Source organism: Planococcus shenhongbingii (assembly GCF_030413635.1).
In the GTDB taxonomy this organism is placed as follows: Bacteria; Bacillota; Bacilli; order Bacillales_A; family Planococcaceae; genus Planococcus; species Planococcus shenhongbingii.
Genome location: NZ_CP129235.1, coordinates 1,654,654 through 1,670,299 on the forward strand (window position 1 = coordinate 1,654,654; position 15,646 = coordinate 1,670,299).

General features: G+C 45.4%; 17 protein-coding genes. 16 read left to right on the top strand and 1 reads right to left on the bottom strand.

Translation table 11 applies throughout. The features are described 5' to 3' along the window. Positions 1-10: 10 nt before the first annotated feature. The 14 genes from QWY16_RS08230 to recO all read left to right on the top strand — a co-directional run bounded on the left by QWY16_RS08230 (position 11) and on the right by recO (position 12,228). A complete protein-coding gene (locus QWY16_RS08230; protein ID WP_300992580.1) occupies positions 11-748 on the top strand; it encodes a 16S rRNA (uracil(1498)-N(3))-methyltransferase in 738 nt (245 codons plus the stop codon). Between the two features lie 15 nt (positions 749-763). Beyond that, positions 764-2,098: a tRNA (N(6)-L-threonylcarbamoyladenosine(37)-C(2))-methylthiotransferase MtaB gene (mtaB, locus tag QWY16_RS08235; protein ID WP_300992583.1), complete on the top strand. Its 1,335-nt coding sequence runs from the start codon at positions 764-766 to the stop codon at positions 2,096-2,098. A gap of 30 nt (positions 2,099-2,128) precedes the next feature. Next, on the top strand, positions 2,129-2,797 hold the full coding sequence (gene deoC, locus QWY16_RS08240) for a deoxyribose-phosphate aldolase (RefSeq protein WP_300992585.1): 669 nt from the start codon (positions 2,129-2,131) through the stop codon (positions 2,795-2,797). Between the two features lie 95 nt (positions 2,798-2,892). After that, the gene (gene rpsU / locus QWY16_RS08245; RefSeq protein ID WP_008431605.1) at positions 2,893-3,066 is read left to right on the top strand and encodes a 30S ribosomal protein S21; all 174 of its coding nucleotides are present in this window, start codon (positions 2,893-2,895) and stop codon (positions 3,064-3,066) included. Between the two features lie 395 nt (positions 3,067-3,461). Then, positions 3,462-4,448 carry an NfeD family protein gene (locus QWY16_RS08250; RefSeq protein WP_300992587.1) on the top strand — a complete coding sequence of 329 codons (987 nt, stop codon included), beginning with the start codon at positions 3,462-3,464 and terminating at the stop codon, positions 4,446-4,448. A gap of 3 nt (positions 4,449-4,451) precedes the next feature. Continuing rightward, positions 4,452-5,438 (top strand): flotillin-like protein FloA, encoded by a 987-nt coding sequence (gene floA / locus QWY16_RS08255; RefSeq protein WP_300992589.1) that lies wholly within the window; start codon positions 4,452-4,454, stop codon positions 5,436-5,438. Positions 5,439-5,466: 28 nt separating this feature from the next. After that, positions 5,467-5,904, top strand: a complete 438-nt coding sequence (locus tag QWY16_RS08260) for a YqfB family membrane protein (protein ID WP_300992591.1) — start codon at positions 5,467-5,469, stop codon at positions 5,902-5,904. A gap of 143 nt (positions 5,905-6,047) precedes the next feature. Beyond that, the gene (locus tag QWY16_RS08265; protein ID WP_300992593.1) at positions 6,048-7,007 is read left to right on the top strand and encodes a PhoH family protein; all 960 of its coding nucleotides are present in this window, start codon (positions 6,048-6,050) and stop codon (positions 7,005-7,007) included. A gap of 121 nt (positions 7,008-7,128) precedes the next feature. After that, entirely contained in the window at positions 7,129-9,252 is a 2,124-nt protein-coding gene (locus tag QWY16_RS08270) for an HD family phosphohydrolase (RefSeq protein WP_300992594.1), read from the top strand. 15 nt (positions 9,253-9,267) lie between these two features. Then, positions 9,268-9,750, top strand: coding sequence for an rRNA maturation RNase YbeY (ybeY, locus tag QWY16_RS08275; RefSeq protein ID WP_300992596.1), 483 nt, complete (start codon positions 9,268-9,270; stop codon positions 9,748-9,750). Further along, a complete protein-coding gene (locus QWY16_RS08280; protein WP_300992598.1) occupies positions 9,737-10,090 on the top strand; it encodes a diacylglycerol kinase family protein in 354 nt (117 codons plus the stop codon). The genes ybeY and QWY16_RS08280 overlap by 14 nt, the downstream gene beginning before the upstream one ends. A gap of 19 nt (positions 10,091-10,109) precedes the next feature. Then, positions 10,110-10,520 (top strand): cytidine deaminase, encoded by a 411-nt coding sequence (locus tag QWY16_RS08285; protein WP_300992600.1) that lies wholly within the window; start codon positions 10,110-10,112, stop codon positions 10,518-10,520. Further along, on the top strand, positions 10,504-11,421 hold the full coding sequence (era, locus tag QWY16_RS08290; RefSeq protein WP_300992602.1) for a GTPase Era: 918 nt from the start codon (positions 10,504-10,506) through the stop codon (positions 11,419-11,421). The genes QWY16_RS08285 and era overlap by 17 nt, the downstream gene beginning before the upstream one ends. Before the next feature lie 12 nt (positions 11,422-11,433). Then, positions 11,434-12,228 (top strand): DNA repair protein RecO, encoded by a 795-nt coding sequence (gene recO, locus QWY16_RS08295; protein WP_300992605.1) that lies wholly within the window; start codon positions 11,434-11,436, stop codon positions 12,226-12,228. Positions 12,229-12,422: 194 nt separating this feature from the next. Here the strand turns inward: recO and QWY16_RS08300 are convergent, their stop codons facing one another. Further along, complete coding sequence (locus QWY16_RS08300) at positions 12,423-13,799, bottom strand: glycine--tRNA ligase (protein ID WP_300992607.1); 1,377 nt, start codon at positions 13,797-13,799, stop codon at positions 12,423-12,425. Between the two features lie 310 nt (positions 13,800-14,109). Between QWY16_RS08300 and ccpN the strand changes: the two genes are divergently transcribed. Both ccpN and QWY16_RS08310 read left to right on the top strand, forming a co-directional pair. Then, positions 14,110-14,748 (top strand): transcriptional regulator CcpN, encoded by a 639-nt coding sequence (gene ccpN / locus QWY16_RS08305; protein WP_300992609.1) that lies wholly within the window; start codon positions 14,110-14,112, stop codon positions 14,746-14,748. A gap of 11 nt (positions 14,749-14,759) precedes the next feature. After that, the gene (locus tag QWY16_RS08310) at positions 14,760-15,563 is read left to right on the top strand and encodes a pyruvate, water dikinase regulatory protein (protein WP_300992610.1); all 804 of its coding nucleotides are present in this window, start codon (positions 14,760-14,762) and stop codon (positions 15,561-15,563) included. The last annotated feature ends 83 nt before the right edge of the window (positions 15,564-15,646 follow it).

Sequence of the window (15,646 nt, forward strand, 5' to 3'; positions counted from 1 at the left end):
GGGTGCAGAGATGCAGAGATATTTTATTGAAGGCCACGTACCCGAAAATCATAAAGTGACCATAACTGGCGATGATGCGAAGCACATCGCCAAAGTTATGCGTCAAAGTGAAGGGGACCAATTGATAGTTGTGGCAGGTGGAAAAGCGTTTCTTTCGACCATTCTGTCTGCAGAATTTGATGTGGAAGTCCACATCGACAACGAAATCGAAGCAGATGTTGAAATGCCCAAACAAGTGACGATTGCTTGCGGGCTGCCAAAAGGCGACAAGCTGGAACTGATTGCACAAAAATCCACGGAGCTTGGCATGCATGCCTTGATTCCTTTTGCTGCGGAGCGTTCAATTGTCAAATGGGATGGATCGAAAAGTGAAAAGAAACGGGTTCGGCTTCAAAAAATTGCAAAAGAAGCAGCTGAACAGTCACATCGGACACATATCCCGTACATACATAATATCCATACGTTCAAACAGCTGATGGAAGCGGCACGATCCTTTGATGCCGTCATTGTAGCTTACGAAGAAGAAGCTCGGGATAGCAGCCGGAAGCGGTTTGCCGAAACATTGAAATCATTGTATGATAAAGACTCGATACTCCTTGTATTCGGCCCGGAAGGCGGAATTTCAGAAGTGGAAGTTTCACTGTTAAAAGAAAGCGGCGCACTGTTTACATCTCTTGGGCCACGAATTTTACGCACGGAAACAGCTCCGTTATATGCATTATCTGCAATGTCCTATGAATTCGAATGAAAGAGGTGGGCACTTATGTCAACGGTGGCGTTTCATACCTTAGGCTGTAAAGTGAATCATTATGAAACAGAAGCAATCTGGCAATTGTTCAAAGAACAAGGCTACGAGCGCGGCGAGTTCGATCATCATTCCGATGTTTATGTCATTAATACGTGCACTGTAACCAATACAGGAGACAAAAAAAGCCGCCAAGTCATACGCCGGGCCGTCCGGAAAAATCCCGATGCCGTCATTTGTGTGACAGGCTGCTACGCGCAGACTTCCCCGGCTGAAATCATGGCGATTCCGGGCGTCGACATCGTAGTGGGCACCCAGGACCGCACCAAACTGCTTGGGTACATCGAACAATATAAAGAAGAGCGGAAACCGATCAATGCGGTCGGCAATATCATGAAAAACCGGATATATGAGGAACTTGATGTGCCGGCTTTCACTGACCGCACGCGTGCATCATTGAAGATCCAGGAAGGCTGCAATAATTTTTGCACATTCTGCATTATTCCCTGGGCCCGCGGCCTTATGCGTTCACGTGACCCGCAAGAAGTGGTGCGCCAGGCACAGCAGCTGGTCGATGCCGGCTATCTGGAAATCGTCCTGACCGGCATCCACACAGGCGGTTACGGGGAAGACCTGAAAAACTATAACCTTGCACAGCTGTTGCGCGATTTGGAGACGGAAGTCAAAGGGCTAAAGCGGCTGCGGATCTCGTCCATTGAAGCAAGCCAATTGACGGATGAAGTGATTGCAGTGCTGCGCGATTCAAAAATTGTCGTCCGCCATTTGCATATTCCGATCCAATCCGGATCGAACACGGTCTTAAAACGCATGAGACGGAAATACACGATGGAATTTTTCGCGGACCGGCTTGTCCAGCTGCGAAAGGCATTGCCGGAACTTGCCATCACTTCAGACGTTATCGTTGGCTTTCCTGGAGAAACGGAAGACGAGTTTATGGAAACATTCAATTTCATCAATGGCAATAAATTTTCAGAACTTCATGTTTTCCCTTATTCGAAACGCACGGGCACACCGGCTGCCCGGATGGAAGACCAAATCGATGAAGAAATTAAAAATGAACGTGTTCACCGGCTGATTGCTTTAAACGATCAGTTGGCAAAAGAATATGCTTCGCATTTTGAAGGAGAATTGCTGGAAATTATTCCAGAAGAATGTTTTAAAGAAAATCCAGACAGCGGTCTGCTGGAAGGCTATACGGATAATTATTTAAAAGTCGTGATTCCAGGAGACGAATCGTTGATTGGCAAAATCGTCAAAGTGAAAATCACCAAAGCGGGATATCCATATAACGAAGGGCAATTTGTCCGGGTTATGGAAGAATTGACCGTTTAATAAACTTAGAATCAGAATGGAGCTTTCTACATGGCAAACTTAGCCTCATATATCGACCACACATTACTGAAACCTGAATCAACAAAAGAACAAATCGCCAAGCTTTGCAAAGAAGCGGCAGAGTACAACTTCGCTTCTGTTTGCGTCAATCCTGCATGGGTAGCAACGGCTGCAAAAGAACTGGAAGACAGCACGGTAAAAGTCTGTACCGTCATCGGTTTCCCGCTTGGCGCATCGACTTCAGAAACAAAAGCATTTGAAACGACAGATGCCATTTCCAAAGGCGCTGGCGAAATTGATATGGTCATCAATATCGGCGCACTTAAAAGCGGCGACATGGAATTGGTCAAGAATGACATTGCGGCAGTCGTGGAAGCGGCAAAAGGCAAAGCGATTGTTAAAGTTATCATTGAGACCAGTTTATTGACTGATGAAGAAAAAGCGACAGCTTCACGCCTCTCAAAAGAAGCAGGAGCGGATTTCGTCAAGACTTCAACAGGATTTTCTACAGGCGGGGCAACCGTAGCGGATGTGAAATTGATGCGCGAAACAGTCGGACCGGATCTTGGAGTGAAAGCTTCCGGTGGAGTTAGAAGCCTGGAAGATGTAGAAGCGATGATCGAAGCGGGAGCTACTCGCATCGGTGCAAGCTCGGGTGTTCAAATCATGCAGGGGCTAACTTCAAATACGGATTATTAACTGTTGACCTATAGAAGGTTATACGGTATAATTTCTTAATATATAACACTAGTTGTTATGTGCTTCAACGTGTGTTCGGAGGGAGGGAAAAAGAGATGACAAAAACAACTGTTCGTAAAAACGAATCAATTGAAGATGCTCTTCGCCGCTTCAAACGCACTGTTTCTAAATCCGGAACAATGCAAGAGGTAAGAAAGCGCGAGTATTATGATAAGCCAAGCGTAAAACGCAAACTGAAATCAGAAGCTGCGCGTAAACGTAAATTTTAATTGACTTTACTTTAAATCGACTTTTAAAAAATATGAACGATCAGCTAAAACCGGCTGTACGAGAAATCGTGCAGCCGGTTTTTTATTGTCTTAAAATAACTATATTATTTACGAAGCGCATAATATTTAAAGACGTACTGGAAGAGTGACTCTCTCTATTATTAATGTAAAAGAACAGTCATGGTTCTTCAAATTTTCAACCATGAATAGGACCTTGGACGATAAGGGCAAATGTGTCAGAGGTAAGCAATTCTCAAAAGACTTTGCCGAAAATGTAAGCGCATTCTTTCTGTAATGGAAAAAAATCATTTATAATAAAAAGAGCGGGTATTTATGAAACCATTTGCTTATTCATCCGTAAATAAAGTAACAGTAAAACGAAAGGAGAGATTCCTTTGCGCAGCCTTAAAGGTTTTATGGCTTTTGGTCTTTTTCTATTGTCATTTTTGCTGCTGATTCCTGCTATCCATGCGGCCGGAAGCCCTGTTTATGCAGTGCCCATTCAAGCGGAAGCAGCCGACATGGAAGCCGTCATATTCGAAATGGACCAAGCAGGCAATGCTGCCGCTGACAAAGCGAACAGGGCTTGGCCGTCGATAATGGAAAACGATGCCGTTTCTTCCGGTGATTCGCAGCATGCATTGGCAATGGCCAATGCCAATCGTGATTTGCAGGAGTATCAAGCCGGAGAAGCTGAAATCGTCAATGCCGATGAAACTTTCTCAGAAAAGTTAGCGGGATTTCTAACCAATCCATTCGTCGTGCCGGTTTTGTTGTCGATTGCTGCTCTTGGATTGCTATTGGAAATGTTCACACCGGGCCTTGGGGTACCGGGACTGCTTGGGCTCTCCTCGTTATTATTGTTCTTTTACGGGCATCTGGTCGCAGGCCTGGCTGGGTATGAATCGATCATCTTGTTAATTATCGGTTTTGCTTTGTTGGCCGCCGAACTTCTTGTGCCGAGTGGTATAATAGGATTTTTGGGGCTTGCCGCTATACTCGGAAGCGTGCTCTTGGCAGGAGGAAATCTGAAAACCACTGCCATAGCAATACTTATTGCATTAATTGTAGCTACAGCAGGGATGGTGATCATATTGAAGTTTTTCGGCAAACGGCTTCACTTATTCAAACGGATAATCTTGACGGATGCCACGGATACGGCAAGCGGCTATGTCTCGGCTGTCAACCGTCCGGAACTGGTGGGGCAGATTGCTGTAACGGTAACTGCGCTGCGCCCATCCGGAACCATCAAACTGAATGATGAACGGATTGATGCCGTATCGGATGGCCGTTTCGTGGATTCTGGTAAAAGCGTTAAAATCATTAAAGTAGAAGGTTCTCGTATCGTTGTTCGGGAGATTGACCAAGAAGGGGAGGAATAAGAAATGGGAATTGAAACACTTGGATTAGGCGCTGCAATAATCGCCATCATCGTTATATTGGCTATTTTCTTCACGTTTGTTCCGATTACGCTTTGGATTTCCGCTTTGGCGGCTGGCGTACGCGTCAGTATTTTTACATTGGTTGGAATGCGGCTGCGCCGCGTAATTCCGTCGCGGATTGTCAATCCGTTGATCAAGGCTTCAAAAGCGGGATTGACAGTTACCATTAATCAGCTCGAAAGCCATTACTTGGCAGGCGGTAATGTCGACCGGGTAGTAAATGCTTTGATTGCTGCACACCGGGCAAACATCGAATTGCCGTTTGAACGCGCAGCGGCAATCGATTTGGCCGGGCGCGACGTATTAGAAGCGGTTCAGATGTCCGTTAATCCGAAAGTCATTGAAACGCCATTTATCGCAGGTGTGGCAATGAATGGGATTGAAGTGAAAGCAAAAGCCCGCATTACAGTTCGGGCCAATATCGACCGTCTGGTTGGTGGTGCTGGTGAAGCGACAATCGTTGCCCGTGTAGGCGAAGGGATCGTTTCAACGCTCGGTTCCAGTACAAGCCATGCGACAGTGCTTGAAAATCCGGATTTGATTTCTCAAACCGTTTTGGCGAAAGGGCTGGATTCCGGTACTGCATTTGAAATCTTGTCGATCGATATTGCAGACGTGGATATTGGCAAAAACATTGGTGCTGAGCTTCAGACTGAACAAGCGGAAGCCGATAAAAAGATTGCTCAGGCGAAAGCGGAAGAACGCCGTGCAATGGCCGTGGCAAGTGAACAAGAAATGAAAGCGAAAGTGGTCGAAATGAGAGCGAAAGTAGTCGAAGCGGAAGCGGAAGTGCCGCTTGCTTTGTCAGAAGCCCTTCGTTCCGGTAATATGGGTGTCATGGATTACGTGAACTATAAGAATATCCAATCCGATACCGGCATGAGAGATTCAATTGCCCGTACAGGTACTGAAAAAGCAGACGTTAAGTAATGCCGGGCAGTAAAGGGAGGTTTTAAGCATGGAAGCTCTCATATTCGGTTTAATAGTGATGGCAATCGGAGCCTTTTTCAACAATAAAAAAGGAGCGGGCGATTCCGATGCGCCTGCTAAACGCAAAGTGCCTGGAAGAGAGGCTGGACAAAGGACTTTCAAACGGGCTGAAGATTACGCGAAAGAAATTTACGGGGAATTGCAGACCCAGATGAACGACCACCCGGAACGCACTCAGCAGGTCAAGCGCGCTGTAGAAAAAGCAGCTGAGAAAGCACCGGTCAAAAAAGCGCAGAAACAAGCAAAAGAAATGATGTCTCCAGGCAGATTGTCGGCTCATAACCCACAGCCTCTAGCGAAAGAAAAAGAAAGTGGAAGCGAAGAGTTATTGCCGCTTGATGCAAACGATGTCCAACGGGGGATCATACTGGCAGAAATTCTGTCGCCGCCAAAATCAAGAAGATAAGATGAACCGGTCAGCCCATGCTGACCGGTTTTATTTAAATAATTTTATTATGTAAACAAATCCTATATAAAATGTTTTACAACTATTCACACTTAATGATACAGTGAATTTATAGTAAAAATGCGATTCCAAGGAGCGAGTACATGACAGAAAACCAATTACTTGAACTTCATGTGAAAGATCCAAATGAAGCGGTGCTGCTGCTCGGGATATCTGATAGTCACATGACATTGATCGAAGAAGCATTTCAAATTCAAATAATTACTCGCGGCGATGTAATCCGGCTGTCTGGCTCAGATGAAGGCAAACAGGTCGGAAAAGTGCTGATTGAACAAATATTGAAAGTGATCCGCAAAGGAATCAATATTGATCAGCGCGATATCGTTTCTGCAATAGAAATGGCGAGAGCCGGGACCATTGAATATTTCGCTGAACTTTATGATGAAGAAGTTGCCCGCAATGCCCATGGCAAAGCGATACGTGCAAAAACAATTGGCCAGCGCCATTATATCCATGCGGTACGAAGCAAAGATCTTGTATTCGGAATCGGTCCGGCCGGAACGGGGAAAACTTATTTAGCGGTGGTTATGGCTGTACAGGCTTTAAAAAATGGCCAAGTGAAGAAAATTATTTTGACGCGGCCGGCAGTGGAAGCAGGCGAAAGCTTAGGGTTCCTGCCAGGCGATCTGAAGGAAAAAGTAGATCCTTACCTGCGTCCTCTATACGATGCGCTGCACGACGTGTTGGGCTTGGAACAGACAAATCGTTTGATAGAGCGCGGAACCATTGAAATAGCGCCGCTAGCCTATATGAGAGGCCGCACGCTGGATGAAGCATTTGTCATTTTGGATGAAGCGCAGAACACAACAAAAGCGCAAATGAAAATGTTTTTGACACGTCTGGGGTTTGGTTCAAAAATGATTATTACAGGAGATAAAACGCAGATTGATTTGCCGCGCGGAGTCGAATCCGGTTTGATTGCAACAGAGACGATCTTGCAGAAAGTCCGCGGAATCCATTTTCAATACTTGGAACGCGGCGATGTCGTCCGCCATCCACTTGTGGCAAAAATTATTGAAGCATACGAAGACCAGCCTATTTAAAGGCTGGTCTTTTTATATTAGCATTGTAAATATTGGTAAATAATTTCAATAAATTTGTAATTGTCCGTGAAATACCCACTTACAATTGGTATGATAGAAGTACTAGAAGTGGGGTGTTTCTATGCAAAAACGGGCAAAACAACTTTACGATAAAGCAGGGTATAAAGTGATGGCTACGGCAATCATCTTTTTGATCGGCCTCATTGCTTATGCTTTCTTATACAGTTCAGTAAAAAGCGAAACATATTCCATAAGCCTTTTCCAGCTTTCCGAAGAAACGATCCGATCAGCAAAAACAGTGGAAGATCCCATCAAAACCGAAGAAGAGAGGCAGCGGGTGGCAGCCGAAATTCCGCCAAGTTACCAATTTAACGATTCCTTAGCTGGAAACCAGTCAGCCGTTATCAATTCATTATTCGGATATATCCTTGAGGCTAAACAACCGACAGGTAAAAAGTCGGACAAAAAACCGGATATCCCAAAGATGGTGGATACACTGCGTGAAAATCTAAGGCTGATGGAAACAAGCGACAACGGCCTTAGGTTAACGGATGATATGCTGCAGGCATTGCTGCTGCTGCCTGAAGATACTTTACTTCAAGTCGAGCAAGTTCTAATCGGCATTGTGGAAAGAGAATTGAAAGAACCGATCAGAGAAGAAGACGTTTCACGTATCCGCAGCAAAGTCGAACAGCAATTGCGTGAAAACCAGAACATTCCTGCTACTGTCCTTCAAGCAATGATCACCATCGGCCGTTTTAGCATTGTTCCGAATGAAGTGATCAATGAAGCATTGACTAAAGCACAGATTGAGCAGGCAAAAGCCAGTGTGGAACCGACACGGATTTTGCAGGGGCAAGTATTGGTGCAGGAAGGCCAAGTGGTTGATAAAGAAGTGTACCGGCAGCTCGAACTGGCGGGAATGACCGAAGAACACCAGGACTATAAACCGTTTATCGGGTTGTTGTTATTTGTCTTGATTGTGCTGGGGATTCTTATTGTGGTCACTCACCGGGCGAACGCTACTCAACAGAAAAAAACAACAGCGCTGTTGGTTATAATGGCGGTGCTCACGATTTCCTTGACGATTATGAAATTGTTGAGCGCCGTCAGCGGTAATTTTGCCGTGATGATCGCTTTTCTTTTTCCTACAGCTTTGGCTGGCATGATTGTCCGAATGCTTTTAAACGAACGGACCGCAGTTTATTTGACGTTTTTAACAGGGGCCATTGGGAGTATGATGTTGCAAGAAGGAAACGCGGGAACGCTTCAGATGGATATCGCGTTATATATCATATTCGGTGGGCTTACAGGCGTTTACTTGATTGAGCAGGCAGACCGGCGCACCCGCCTATTGCAGACGAGTCTGGCTGTCGCAGTAGTTAACGCATTGTTTATCGGCTTTTACTTGCTGATTGGCCAAAGCCAATATGACTGGACGGAAATCAGTTTTTATTTTGCGGCGGCTATCATTTCCGGTTTACTGTCAGGAGCCATGACGATCGGTCTGCTGCCATTTTTCGAATCGGCATTCGGGCTATTGTCAACCATGAAACTGATTGAGCTGTCCAATCCGAACCATCCGTTATTGAAGAAAATCCTGACCGAAACGCCTGGCACTTACCATCACAGCGTCATGGTTGCAAACTTGGCAGATGCTTCGTGCGAAGCAATCGGCGCGAACGGCCTGCTTGCCCGTGTCGGCTGCTATTACCATGATATCGGGAAGACAAAGCAGCCGCAGTTTTTCATTGAAAACCAAGTCAATATTACAAACCCGCATGACTCATTGCCGGTGGAAACCAGCAGCGCGATTATTTTGGCACATGGCACTTACGGAGCAGAGCTATTGAAAAAGCACAAAATGCCGAAAGAGATCGTGGATGTGGCGGCGCAGCATCATGGCACCAGCCTTTTGAAGTTTTTCTATCATAAAGCGAAAGAAAACGATCCGAATATCGAAGAATCGGCATTCCGGTATAGCGGACCTAAGCCGCAGACCAAGGAAATTGCCATTATTTCAGTAGCAGACAGCATTGAAGCTGCAGTTAGGTCCATGAAAGAACCAACTTCAGAAAAAATAAAAAAATTGGTGGACGCGATTGTAGAAGATAAACTTAAAGATGGGCAATTTGATGAATGCGATTTAACGATGAAAGAACTGAAAACAGTAAAGCACATCATGTGCGAAACACTGAATGGCATTTTCCATACGCGCATTGAATATCCGAAAGAAACAAGTTGAAAGGAGGAAACTGCGATGATGTCGATCGATTTGATGGATGAAACAGCCACATTAAGTGACAGAGAGCTGCAATTTGTGGAACAGATATTGCAGCATGCTGCAAAAGTTGAAAACATTGGCGCTGCTGAAGTTTCCGTAACGTTTGTGACAAACGAAGTCATCCAGGGCATCAATAAAGAATACCGGGGCAAGGACGTTCCGACTGATGTCATTTCGTTTGCAATGGAAGAAATGGGAGAAGGGGAAGTTGAAATTGTCGGAGCCCTGGAACCGCGCATGCTCGGCGATATTATCATTTCCCTTGACAGGACTAAAGAACAGGCCGCCGATTACGGCCATTCATTCGAACGGGAACTGGGCTTTTTGGCAGTCCATGGATTTTTGCATTTGCTGGGTTATGATCATATGAATAAAGAAGACGAGAAGGAAATGTTCGCAAAGCAAGAAGAAATACTTTCTTCGCTCGGAATTACCCGGGATAATTATGAAGGCGAGTAGATTTTTTAACTCGTTCAAGTTTGCAGTTCAGGGAATCGGGTCGTCGTGGAAAAAAGAGCAGAACATGCGGATTCATTTTTTAGCGGCCCTTGTGGTCTTAATAGCTGGTGCCTTGAGCGGGCTGTCGAAAGGCGAATGGATCATCATTATTTTACTGGTCGGTGGAATGATCGCTTTGGAAGTCATGAACTCTGCAATTGAGCGGGTTGTGGATCTGGCGTCACCGGAAATCCATCCGCTGGCGAAAGAAGCGAAAGACATGGCGGCAGGTGCCGTTTTGGTATTTGCCGCTGCAAGTGCTATAATTGGATTACTAATCTTTATACCAAAATGGTTTTAACTTACAGAGGTGATTCGTAATGGAGAAAGAACAATTGATGGAAGAAGCAAAAACAGCACGCGAACGGGCATATGTGCCTTATTCGAAATTCAAGGTCGGAGCAGCGCTTCTAACGGCTGACGGCAAAGTATACCATGGCTGCAATATTGAAAATGCAGGCTATTCCATGACAAACTGCGCAGAGCGGACAGCAATGTTTAAAGCGGTTTCAGAAGGCGATAGAAAATTCACGGCACTCGCTGTCGTAGCAGAAACAAAAGGTCCAGTTTCACCTTGTGGTGCCTGCCGCCAAGTAATTGCGGAATTCTGTGCGCCGGATATGCCGGTTTACTTAACAAATTTAAATGGGGACGTCCAGGAAACTACAGTCAGCGAACTGTTGCCAGGTGCGTTTTCAACGGAGGATTTAGAATATGCAGCTAGAAAATAACGGCTTTAAATCAGGGTTTATCTCCATCATCGGCCGCCCGAATGTCGGCAAATCGACCTTTCTAAACCGAGTGGTCGGCCAGAAAATCGCCATCATGAGCGATAAGCCGCAAACAACCAGAAACAAAGTGCAGGGTGTCGTTACCACCAATGACAGCCAAATGGTTTTCATTGATACCCCAGGCATTAACGAACCTCGCCATAAATTGGGGGACTTTATGCTGAAAGTGGCCAAAAACACGTTCCGCGAAGTGGATGTACTGCTGTTTGTCGCAAGCGCAGATGACCGCATCGGCAAACAGGACCGCTTTGTCCTCGACATGCTGAAAGGCATCGACGTGCCGGTCTTTTTGGTATTGAACAAAATTGATCAGGTACACCCGGACAATTTGCCGAAAATCCTCGAGGGTTACCGCAATGAATTCGACTTTAAAGAAGCAATTCCAATTTCGGCATTGCAGGGCAATAACGTAGAAAACTTGCTTGCCAAAATTACCGAATACCTGCCGGAAGGGCCGCAATATTACCCGGCTGACCAAGTGACGGATCATCCGGAACGCTTTATCATTTCCGAGTTGATCCGCGAAAAGGCGCTGCATCTGACACGGGAAGAAATTCCGCATTCGATTGCCGTAGTCATCGAAAAGATTGCGCCGGACAGCGACAACAAAGACATGATCCGCGTTCAAGCGACCATCATGGTTGAACGTGATTCCCAAAAAGGAATCGTCATTGGCAAAAAAGGCGCTTTGCTGAAAGAAATCGGCTCCCGTGCACGGGCGGATATCGAGAATTTATTAGGTTCGAAAGTGTATTTGGAGTTATGGGTCAAAGTCCAGAAGGATTGGCGCAACAAAGCAGTGCACTTGCGTGATTTCGGTTTTAGAGACGACGAATATTAAGGAGTCGGTTTCATGCTGAATCAATTGGAAGGTATTGTGATCCGGACGCAGGCCTACGGGGAAAACAATAAAATTGTCACTTTATTTACCCGTGACGCCGGCAAAATCACTTGCATGGCAAGAGGGGCTAAGAAGCCTTCAAGCCGTTTAGCAGCCGTGACGCAGCAGTTCACGCATGGCAGCTACTCAATTTTCAAAGGCAAAGGCATGGGGACGCTGCAAAGCGGAGATCCGCTGGAGTCGCTCCGGCATATCCGGGAAGACATTATGAAGACAGCCTATGCCAGTTATATTGTCGAACTGATTGACCGGCTTACAGAACAGGATGAATCACAGCCGTCGGTTTATGAAATGCTGTTCCAGGCGCTTCATGCCATCGAAGAAGGCTATGACCCGGAAGCGATTTCGCTGTTCGTGGAATGGAAAATGCTTCCGAATGCCGGGTTGACCCCGACATTGCATCAATGCGCACATTGCGGAGCGACAGATGGGGAGTTTGCTTTCTCATTCCAGGAACTCGGATTCTTATGCCACCGCTGTTTCCATATCGACCGCTATATCATCCGGCTGAGTCCGGCACTTGTGAAACTGATCCGCACATTTTATTTTGTGCCGATCGAGCGTGTTGGCTCCTTAAAGCTGAAAAAGGAATCCAAGACGCTGCTGAAAGGGATTGTCCGGACGATTTACGAAGAGCAAGCCGGCATTCGCTTGAAGTCGCGTGGTTTTCTGGAACAGTTGGAACGAACACCTGAATTTTTGCCTAAAAAAACAGTGGAAGACCCGCAACAGGATGAAATTACCTGAGCGGGTCTTTTTTTATTTCCAATTATTTCATTTACTATCCTTAGGATGCAGAATACTGTCCGTTTGAATTGAAATACTGTCCCCAGAGCTAAAATACTGTCCGGAATCAGGAAAATACTGTCCGGAACTAATTTTTAGCTTTCCTAACGAAAAAGCCGCAGCATCTTTGGATGCTGCGGCTTCTATATTATAATTTAAAACTCAATCTGTTTAGCGACGTAAGCTTGGACTTCATTGATCGGCATCCGGATTTGTTCCATTGAATCACGGTGGCGCACAGTTACTTGGCCATCTTCTACGGAATCAAAATCATATGTGATGCAGAACGGCGTGCCGATTTCATCCTGGCGGCGGTAGCGCTTGCCGATTGACTGGGATTCATCGTAGTCCACCATGAAATGCTTGGACAGTTCAGCAAATACTTCAGTTGCGCCGTCAGCCAGTTTTTTCGATAATGGAAGCACGGCCGCTTTATAAGGTGCAAGCGCCGGGTGGAATCTCATGACAGTGCGTTTATCGTCGTTTTCAAGTTCTTCTTCGCTGTATGCATCTACCAAGAAGGCAAGGGTTACACGGTCAGCACCTAAAGACGGTTCGATGCAATATGGCACAAAACGCTCATTTGTAATCGGATCGATGTAATTGAAATCTTCGCCGGAATGCTCCATATGGCGCTTTAAGTCGAAGTCCGTACGGTCAGCGATGCCCCAAAGCTCGCCCCAGCCGAATGGGAATTTGTATTCGATATCCACTGTAGCATTCGAGTAATGGGACAATTCATCTTTATCGTGTTCACGAAGGCGTATATTATCTTCAGTCATACTCAGCTCAAGCAGCCAGTTTTTGCAGAAGTCGCGCCAGTAAGCGTACCACTCCAGGTCTTCGCCTGGTTTGCAGAAGAATTCCAGCTCCATTTGTTCGAATTCACGTGTCCGGAACGTAAAGTTGCCCGGTGTGATTTCATTGCGGAAGCTTTTGCCGATTTGAGCGATGCCAAACGGCATTTTTTTGCGCATCGAACGCTGAACGTTTTTATAGTTGACGAAAATCCCTTGAGCTGTTTCCGGACGCAAATAGATTTCGTTCGTAGAAGCTTCAGTGACACCTTGGAAAGTTTTGAACATCAAATTGAATTGGCGGATGTCTGTAAAGTCTTTTGCGCCGCAAGTTGGGCATTTGACTTCATGTTCTTGGATCAATTCAGCCATTTTGTCAAAAGACAAACCATCGACGATCATTTCGATGCCTTTTGCATCCAGTGCATCTTCGATCAATTTATCGGCACGGTGACGCGTTTTGCAGCTTTTGCAGTCAATCATTGGATCATTGAAGTTGCCGACATGGCCGGAAGCGACCCAAGTTTTCGGATTCATTAAAATGGCAGCATCAAGCCCCACGTTATGAACCGATTCCTGGACGAATTTTTTCCACCAAGCTTTTTTAATATTGTTTTTCAGTTCGACGCCGAGTGGGCCGTAATCCCACGTATTTGCCAAGCCCCCGTAAATTTCAGAGCCCGGAAAAACAAATCCTCTGTGTTTTGCTAACGATACTACTTCTTCCATTGACATATAAAAAACCTCCATAAAATAAAAAATCGTACACGTCCCGGACATAAAGTCCGAGGACGAGTACGTATGACCCGCGGTTCCACCCCGATTGGCTGCAGCTTGCAACCCTCTTAAAAGAAACTGACTCCAGAGTGCCTTTTCCTGTCAATACGGGCTTCCACTATCCCCGTTCGCTAAAGCAACAGTACTTATTTCTCCATCATTGTCTGATATTCATTTCGTTAGTATTGTACCATGGCAATCTTTTCTTAGCAATATAGCGCCAATTAGTATATAATAATCATCATTGAGTATAACATATTTTGAGGCGGTGAGTCCGATCGAACTCAATAAACGGCAAGAAGAAATATTGCGGATAGTTAAAGGCAATGGCCCGATTACGGGTGAACAAATTGCGGACCGTCTGCATTTGACAAGAGCAACATTAAGACCCGATTTAGCCATCCTGACTATGGCCGGCTTTTTAGATGCCCGCCCCCGTGTTGGCTATTTTTATTCCGGTAAAAAACCAGGGCAGGATATTACGGATACGATGAACAATATGAAAGTGAAAGACTTTCAATCGATTCCTGTAGTGGTGAGGGAAGATGTAAGTGTCTATGACGCAATCAGCCAAATGTTTTTGGATGATGTCGGAACGTTATTTGTCGTAGATCAAAAATCCCTTTTGACAGGGGTGCTGTCGCGCAAAGACTTGTTGCGGGCCAGCCTGGGGAACCAGGATTTGACCGCTATCCCTGTACATATCATTATGACCCGGATGCCGAATATTACGTACTGCGTAAAAAATGAATCGTTGATACAAGCAGCGCATCGGTTGATCAATCAGCAAATCGATGCTTTGCCAGTGGTCGATGAACAACCCGAGGGATTCAAAGTAATCGGCCGATTAACCAAAACGAATATCACCCGGGCATTTTTATCTTTGTCGGAAAGCCATGAATTGTGAGGTGCATAGAATTGAAACAGCTTCGCTTGTTCATCGTCTCCGATTCTGTTGGAGAAACCGGTGAACTTGTCGCCAAAGCGGCAATGAGCCAGTATTTATATGCGGATCAGAATGCCGTTTTAAAGCGGTTCCCTTATATTGATTCCGTAGAACACTTGCAGGAAATCATCAAACTGGCAGCACAGCAAAAAGCGTTTATCGTTTTCACCTTAGTGTCGCGGGAACTGAGAAGTTTTCTTTTAACAGAAACCGTCAAGCACAAAGTGACAGCTGTCGATTTGATGGGACCTTTGATGGATGCACTGGAAAAAGAACTGGATGCGGTGCCTCTGGAAGAAGCTGGACTGGTCCGGAAATTGGATGATGACTATTTTAAAAAAGTGGAAGCGATCGAATTTGCAGTGAAATACGATGATGGCAGAGATCCTCGGGGCATATTAATGGCGGATATTGTACTCGTTGGCATTTCGAGAACTTCGAAAACGCCGTTGTCCCAGTATTTGGCGCATAAACGGCTGAAAGTGGCTAACGTGCCGCTGGTTCCGGAAGTAGACCCGCCGGAAGAGCTATTCAAAGTAGATCCTGCAAAATGTTTCGGTTTGGTCATTTCGCCTGAAAAATTGAATTATATCCGAAAAGAGCGTTTGATTGCTTTAGGCTTAAATGATGACGCGAATTATGCTAAAATAAATCGAATACACGAAGAAATAGATCATTTTCAAAAAGTGGTCAGCAAAATCGGCTGTGAAGTCGTCGATGTGACGAACCGGGCAGTCGAAGAAACAGCCAACCTTATTTTAAATAAATTAAAATGATGGCGTTTGAAAAACCACCTGAAAAGGCGGTTTTTCTATTTTTAATTGTGGATTTTTTGACACAAACGTTTTATAATGAAGAA

Coding starts and splice junctions, on each gene's coding strand:
- mtaB (WP_300992583.1), top strand. CDS start 764: ATGTCAACGGTGGCGTTTCATACCTTAGGCTGTAAAGTGAATCATTAT.
- floA (WP_300992589.1), top strand. CDS start 4,452: ATGGGAATTGAAACACTTGGATTAGGCGCTGCAATAATCGCCATCATC.
- QWY16_RS08285 (WP_300992600.1), top strand. CDS start 10,110: ATGGAGAAAGAACAATTGATGGAAGAAGCAAAAACAGCACGCGAACGG.
- ybeY (WP_300992596.1), top strand. CDS start 9,268: ATGATGTCGATCGATTTGATGGATGAAACAGCCACATTAAGTGACAGA.
- QWY16_RS08270 (WP_300992594.1), top strand. CDS start 7,129: ATGCAAAAACGGGCAAAACAACTTTACGATAAAGCAGGGTATAAAGTG.
- era (WP_300992602.1), top strand. CDS start 10,504: ATGCAGCTAGAAAATAACGGCTTTAAATCAGGGTTTATCTCCATCATC.
- QWY16_RS08265 (WP_300992593.1), top strand. CDS start 6,048: ATGACAGAAAACCAATTACTTGAACTTCATGTGAAAGATCCAAATGAA.
- QWY16_RS08300 (WP_300992607.1), bottom strand. CDS start 13,799: ATGTCAATGGAAGAAGTAGTATCGTTAGCAAAACACAGAGGATTTGTT.
- rpsU (WP_008431605.1), top strand. CDS start 2,893: ATGACAAAAACAACTGTTCGTAAAAACGAATCAATTGAAGATGCTCTT.
- deoC (WP_300992585.1), top strand. CDS start 2,129: ATGGCAAACTTAGCCTCATATATCGACCACACATTACTGAAACCTGAA.
- QWY16_RS08260 (WP_300992591.1), top strand. CDS start 5,467: ATGGAAGCTCTCATATTCGGTTTAATAGTGATGGCAATCGGAGCCTTT.
- recO (WP_300992605.1), top strand. CDS start 11,434: ATGCTGAATCAATTGGAAGGTATTGTGATCCGGACGCAGGCCTACGGG.
- QWY16_RS08280 (WP_300992598.1), top strand. CDS start 9,737: ATGAAGGCGAGTAGATTTTTTAACTCGTTCAAGTTTGCAGTTCAGGGA.
- QWY16_RS08230 (WP_300992580.1), top strand. CDS start 11: ATGCAGAGATATTTTATTGAAGGCCACGTACCCGAAAATCATAAAGTG.